At 63.6% G+C, this 5,830-nt stretch carries 5 protein-coding genes; 3 read left to right on the top strand and 2 right to left on the bottom strand.

Going from position 1 to position 5,830, the window contains the following annotated elements; genetic code table 11:
* The 3 genes from pheT to VMW12_03890 all read left to right on the top strand — a co-directional run.
* On the top strand, positions 1 to 2,145 hold a 2,145-nt coding region (pheT, locus tag VMW12_03900; protein HUZ48871.1), incomplete at its 5' end, for a phenylalanine--tRNA ligase subunit beta.
* Positions 2,142 to 2,684 (top strand): CvpA family protein, encoded by a 543-nt coding sequence (locus VMW12_03895; protein HUZ48870.1) that lies wholly within the window; start codon positions 2,142 to 2,144, stop codon positions 2,682 to 2,684. The genes pheT and VMW12_03895, both read left to right, overlap by 4 nt.
* Positions 2,650 to 3,540 (top strand): AlkA N-terminal domain-containing protein, encoded by an 891-nt coding sequence (locus VMW12_03890; protein HUZ48869.1) that lies wholly within the window; start codon positions 2,650 to 2,652, stop codon positions 3,538 to 3,540. The genes VMW12_03895 and VMW12_03890 overlap by 35 nt, the downstream gene beginning before the upstream one ends.
* On the opposite strand, the gene VMW12_03885 is transcribed toward VMW12_03890, so the two are convergent.
* Positions 3,537 to 4,430, bottom strand: a complete 894-nt coding sequence (locus VMW12_03885) for a fatty acid desaturase (protein ID HUZ48868.1) — start codon at positions 4,428 to 4,430, stop codon at positions 3,537 to 3,539. The two genes, VMW12_03890 and VMW12_03885, sit on opposite strands and share 4 nt — an antisense overlap.
* Before the next feature lie 111 nt (positions 4,431 to 4,541).
* Entirely contained in the window at positions 4,542 to 5,705 is a 1,164-nt protein-coding gene (locus VMW12_03880; protein HUZ48867.1) for an alanine--glyoxylate aminotransferase family protein, read from the bottom strand.
* Positions 5,706 to 5,830 lie beyond the last annotated feature (125 nt).

The following is a 5,830-nucleotide window of genomic DNA, read 5'->3' as shown; positions in this document are numbered from 1 at the left end:
CCGCTGACGATCGCCACCGCCGCGACGAACGTCGCGGCCGGGCAAGTGATTCCGGTCGCCACGATCGGCGCGCAGTTGCCGCACATGAAGATCGAGCCGCGCAAGATGCGCGGCATCGATTCGGAAGGCATGCTCTGCTCGGCGGACGAGCTCGGGCTTCCGGCGGAGTGGTTCGAAGACGGCATCATGCAATTGGATGCAAGCGCGCCGATCGGTGCCGATGTCGTCGCGCTGTTCGGCTTAGCCGACGACGTACTCGAAGTCGAAGTCACCAGCAACCGGGTCGATGCGATGTCGATGATCGGCCTCGCACGCGAACTCGCCGCGTCGTACGGCGTGCCCCTGCGGCTGCCCTCGTTTGAAAACCCCGGACAAACCGGCGACCAATTACCGGCGCCGCGCGTGACGATCGAAACGCCGGACTGCGAGCGTTTCGTCGCGCAAGCGTTTACCGGCGTGACCGTTGCTCCGGCTCCTGCCTGGATGCGCATTCGGCTAGCGCTCGCAGGACAGCGACCCATCAACAACTTGGTCGACGTCTCGAATTACGTGATGCTCGAGACCGCGCAACCGCTGCACTTCTATGATGCCAGCGGGGTTGCCGATCTGCACCTGTTCGTGCGCGACGCACGAGCCGGTGAAAAGCTCGTAACGCTCGACGATGCCGAGCACGAACTCACGCCGCAGGCCTTGGTGATCGCCGATGCCAACGGGCCGCTGGGATTGGCGGGATTGATGGGCGGCAAATCCAGCGAAGTTCGAGCGCAGACGCACGCAATCGTTCTCGAAAGCGCCAACTTCGCGGGCGTTCGCATTCGGCGGATGAGCATGCAGTTGGGCTTTCGCAGCGAGGCCTCGTCGCGACACGAAAAGACGCTTGCTCCGGCGCTTGCCGACGTTGGAGCGGCCCGCGCCGCGCAGCTGTTGCTCGCCCTGGGCGCCCGCGCCGGCGCGCCGCATTCCTTCGGGACGCCGCTCGCGTCCAACCCGTCGATAGCGCTGGCGCCGCGCGACGTCGAGCGCATCCTGGGCCTGCGGCTGTACGCCGCTCGCATCGCCTCGCATTTAGTTGCGCTCGGATGCAACGTTCATATCGAAGGCGACGCGCTGCGCGTCATCCCGCCGGCTTGGCGTCGCGATATCACCATCGCCGCCGATTTGGTGGAAGAAGTCGCGAGGATGGAGGGCTACGAAAACATCGAGCCCATCGTTCCGTCGATCCCCGCGCACGAGATTCCCAGCACGGACTTCGATTTGGAAGAACGCGTTGCCGACGTCTTGGTGGCACTCGGCTACCATGAAGTGCTCACCTATTCGCTGCACGGACCGGCGCCGTTCGAAAAGATGCGGCGTGCCGGCATCGAGCCCAGTCACCACGCCGTCGAGGTGCGCAACCCGCTCTCGGAGGACCAACGTTACCTGCGCTCCGCATTGGGCCCGGGACTCGTCGCCTATGCCGCGCGCTTGGACCGGCCGGTGCGCGTTTTCGAGATCGGCCACGTCTTCGCCGACGACGCCGGGACGATCCGCGAGATGCCGGTGCTCGCTTTCGGATTCGCCGCCGACCTCACAAACGAACCCGCGTGGCGAGATAGCCATTTTCTGCGCCTCAAGGGCGACTGCGAAGCCCTGATTCGTCGCGTTACCGGGCGCGTTCCGGAAATCACCCGCGACGTACGTAACGGCCTGCACCCCGGCAAGACCGGGGTTTTTCTGATCGACGGCAGCGAGGTTGCGAACATCGGGCGCATCGATCCGCGCTTGGAGCGCGCGTACGCATCGCGTCTGCCGCTCTATTTCTGCAACATCTATCTCGATCGATTGCCCGATTACGTCGCGCCGGCGTATCGGATTCCCTCGAAGTTTCCCTCGACGTATCGCGATCTGGCGCTCGTGCTCGACCCGACGACCTCTGCCGTTCGCGTCGAAACAACGATCGTGCAGGCGATCGGCGACCTTGCGACGAGCGTGCGCGTATTCGACGAGTATCGCGGCGCGCAAATCGCACCCGACAAAAAGAGCCTCGCCGTACGCGTGACGTTGCAACGCACCGATGCCACCATTACGGACGAAGAGGCCGATACGGCAATCGCACGCGCGCTTGCCGCCCTGCGTGACGAGCTCGGGGCGGTCATCCGCGAATGATTCTGGGCATCGCATGGCCCGATATCATCATCGGCGCCGTTATCGTCATCTCCGCGTTCAAAGGCTTCTCGCGCGGATTCGTCTCCGAACTGGCCGGAGCGATTGCGGTGGTTGCGGCGCTGATTACGCCGTGGTACTACACCGGCGGCCTGGATGCGCCGTTGGAGCAGTATCTCAAACTCGGGCCGGGTTCATCGCACGTCGTCGGCATGTTCCTGACCGGCATCGCCACGTACGCCATCATCATCGCGGCGTCGTGGGTGCTCAATCGATTCGCGAAACTCCCGATTCTCGGCATCGGCAACGCGATTGCCGGAGGCGCGGTCGGCGTGCTCAAGGGCGCCGTGCTCATGTGGTTCGTACTGTTCATCGCGCTCTATTTTCCGCTCTCACCGGACATTCGCGTCGATCTGCACCGCTCGCACTTGGTCGGCTACTTAACCGAACCCAACGCCGGCATCGATAAAGCGATCCTGACGACAATACCCTGGTTCGCTAAACCTTTTGTCCTACCGTACTTCCGGCGCCATCACGCATAAGGTGCGGCGGCTGCCGTATCGGCCGCCGTATGACTGGGATGCGATTCTTGGATTTCTGGCGCTGCGCGCGATTCCGGGGGTCGAACTGGTTCAAAGCAACACCTACGCTCGCAGCATCGAACACGATGGCGCGCATGGAGAAATAGCGGTCCGGCTAGGCGCGCGTAACACTCTTCAGGTTACGATTCTCTTTCCGGACGCGCGCGCCGTCCCGGCGATTCTCGAGCGCGTCGCTCGCATCTTCGATCTTGCTGCCGATCCGATCGCGATCGATCGGCATCTGAGCGCAGATCCTCGGCTGGCGCCCCTGGTCGCCGCCCATCCGGGCCTGCGCGTACCGGGTGCATGGGATGGTTTCGAACTCGCGATTCGCGCAATCCTCGGCCAGCAGATCACGGTTGTCGCGGCGCGCAGACTTGCCGGCCGACTCGTTACGCTGTTTGGAACGTCGGTTCGACCGGGCGGGACGGACGGATTAACCCACGTATTTCCGCAACCGGTGCATCTTGCCGATGCCGACCTCTCGGTATTGGGTATGCCGCGCTCGCGCGTCGCTGCGCTCTCGTCGCTCGCTGCGGCGGCCGTCGCAAACCCGCGGCTCTTTGAGGCCGGCCCCAGCCTTTCGGACGCGGTCTCGCGTTTGCGCGCGTTGCCGGGAATCGGTGAGTGGACCGCACAGTATATCGCCATGCGCCAGTTACGCGAACCGGACGCGTTCCCGGTCGCCGATATCGGCCTGATGCGCGCGCTCGAAGGCGAATATGGCCGCCGCCCTACACCGGCGGAATTGCTCGCGCGCGCGCAAGCGTGGCGCCCGTGGCGCGCATATGCCGCGCTGCATCTCTGGACGAGCTAGACGGCTTCCTCGCGGCTCGGCTTCTCACCCTCGTTCAGACGGAGGCGGTTGAGCATCTCCGGCGTCGGGATTTTCACGTTGTGCGCGATACGCAAGAAGCGCATGATGCGGATCGTGAGCCAAGTGAGATCGAACTCGAACCACGCGAGCCCGTGGCGGGCCGACGATGGAAAGGCATGGTGGTTATTGTGCCAGCCCTCGCCGAACGCGACCAATGCAACCCACCAGCAATTTCTCGAACGATCGCCCGAAGCGTAACTCTGATAGCCGCTCCCGTGCGCGGCGCTGTTTACCAACCACGTCACGTGATAGACGAGAACCAAGCGAACGAATACGCCCCAGATCACCCACGACCAGCCGCCGACGGCAAACAACGCGAGCGCGAACAGCACTTGTATCGCCAACATATAGCGGTCTAAAAAGCGATAGAACGGAACGCGCTGCAAGTCTTCGGCCCATCGCTTGAACTCGCCGTCCTTGACCCGGTCCTTGTTGGCGAGGACGAGCCAGCCGATGTGCGCCCACGCCATCCCTAACGCGGAGTTGTGCGGGTCGCCGTCGCGATCGGAGAAGGCATGGTGCTTGCGATGGGTCGCGACCCAATCGGTCGGGCCGCCCTGCAACGCAAGAACCCCGCAGACGGCCAGAGCGTACTCGACCGCTTTCGGGACGTGAAAACTGCGATGAGTGAGCAAGCGGTGGTAGCCGAGGGTGATACCAAGGCCACCGGTCACCCAAGCTAAAACGACTGCCACGGCGACGCCCGACCAACTAAAGAAGACCGGAAAGACCGCGGCTAGTGCGCCTACGTGGATGAGGCCGAGACCGATCGCCGTGCGATAATTGAGGCGCGGCGTTTGCCGGATCGACGCGGTGTTTACGCTACTCACGCCGCGAAGCCGCCGACGGCGAAGATCACAATGGGTGATACAAGCACGATCATTCGTCGCTAGTCTATGCTCCTCATATGAAGATTATGAGAAGCTTGCGCGACGGCGCTGCTAAGCCGTTACGACGGCGGCCTGACGCAATGAGCTTGAGGCTGCCGCTACGCCGCTGCCGAGCTCAACCGGCGCGCCGATGTCGGCAAGCGCGCATTCGATCGAGCCGATGGCGCCCAGAATATCGCCGGTACTTACGTCGCCCATCGTGCCCATGCGCACGATTTTGCCCGCCAGTTCGCCCTGACCGCCCGATAAAACAACGCCGTACTCTTCGCGCAAACGCGTGAGAAAGGCGCCGGCCTGCACGCCCGCCGGCGGGGTTGCCGCAACGACCGTAACCGAGTGCGCGTCGGGCGCGGAGAAGATCGTAAATCCGAGCGTTTCAAATGCGGCGCGGATGGCCTGGGCGTAACCGGCATGCCGCGCGAATTGCGATTCCATCCCGGCGCTATGATACCGCGATAGCGAGACCGCCAGCGCGTAAAATACCGAGATCGGCGGGGTCCACGGCGTTTGCCCGTTACGCGCGAATTCGCGCGCTTTGAGCAGATCGAAGTAGAAGCGCGCACCGCGAGCGCGTTCCATCGCGCTCCATCCGCGTTCGCTCACCGCCACCATCGCGACACCCGGCGGAACGGCCAAGGCCTTCTGCGACGCGGTAACGACGACGTCGTAGCCCCAGCTATCCATCGCAAAATGCGAAGCGCCCAAACCACTGACCGAATCGACGATCGAAATCGCGCCGTGCTTCTTGAGCGCGGGAACGTAGGCGGACATATCGTTTTGCACGCCGGTCGAGGTTTCGTTGTGCGTAAACAGCACGCCGGCGATCCGTCGTTCGGTATCGGCCTCGAGCCGGGCCGCCAACGCCTGCGGATCGAGGGACGATCCGAGCGGCGTCTCCAGCATCTCGACCGTGCAGCCGAACGACGTGGCGATCGTCGCCAAGCGCTTTCCGAACACGCCGACCGGGCAAGAGAGCAGATGGTCCCCGGGCGAAAACGTACTCGCTACGGCGGCCTCGAGGCCGCCCGTCCCGGAGCAGCCCAGGAAGACGACATCGCCTTCAGTACCGAAAATCGGACGCATATCGCGCTCGAGGCGGCCTTGCAGCTCCGTAAATTCGGGGCCGCGATGATTGATCATCGGCCATGCCATGGCTTCGAGAACGGGTTGAGCAACGGGCACGGGGCCCGGTAGGAGCAGCAGCGTCTTTTTCACGATACCTAACACTTCCGAGGCGAGCATTTCGTCCCTTCAAGCTGCATCAACCCGGGGTTGCGCTGTGTTGTAGGGGATGTGCTGACGTCGTCCCTGCGGCCGCGCGATCCCTTGGCAGCGCTGCC

It is taken from the genome of Candidatus Dormiibacterota bacterium, from assembly GCA_035532835.1.
Classification (GTDB): domain Bacteria; phylum Vulcanimicrobiota; class Vulcanimicrobiia; order Vulcanimicrobiales; family Vulcanimicrobiaceae; genus DAHUXY01.
The sequence above is the reverse complement of the archived record's forward strand: the minus strand, read 5'-3'. Positions and strand labels throughout refer to the sequence as shown.

Coding starts and splice junctions, on each gene's coding strand:
- VMW12_03895 (HUZ48870.1), top strand. CDS start 2,142: ATGATTCTGGGCATCGCATGGCCCGATATCATCATCGGCGCCGTTATC.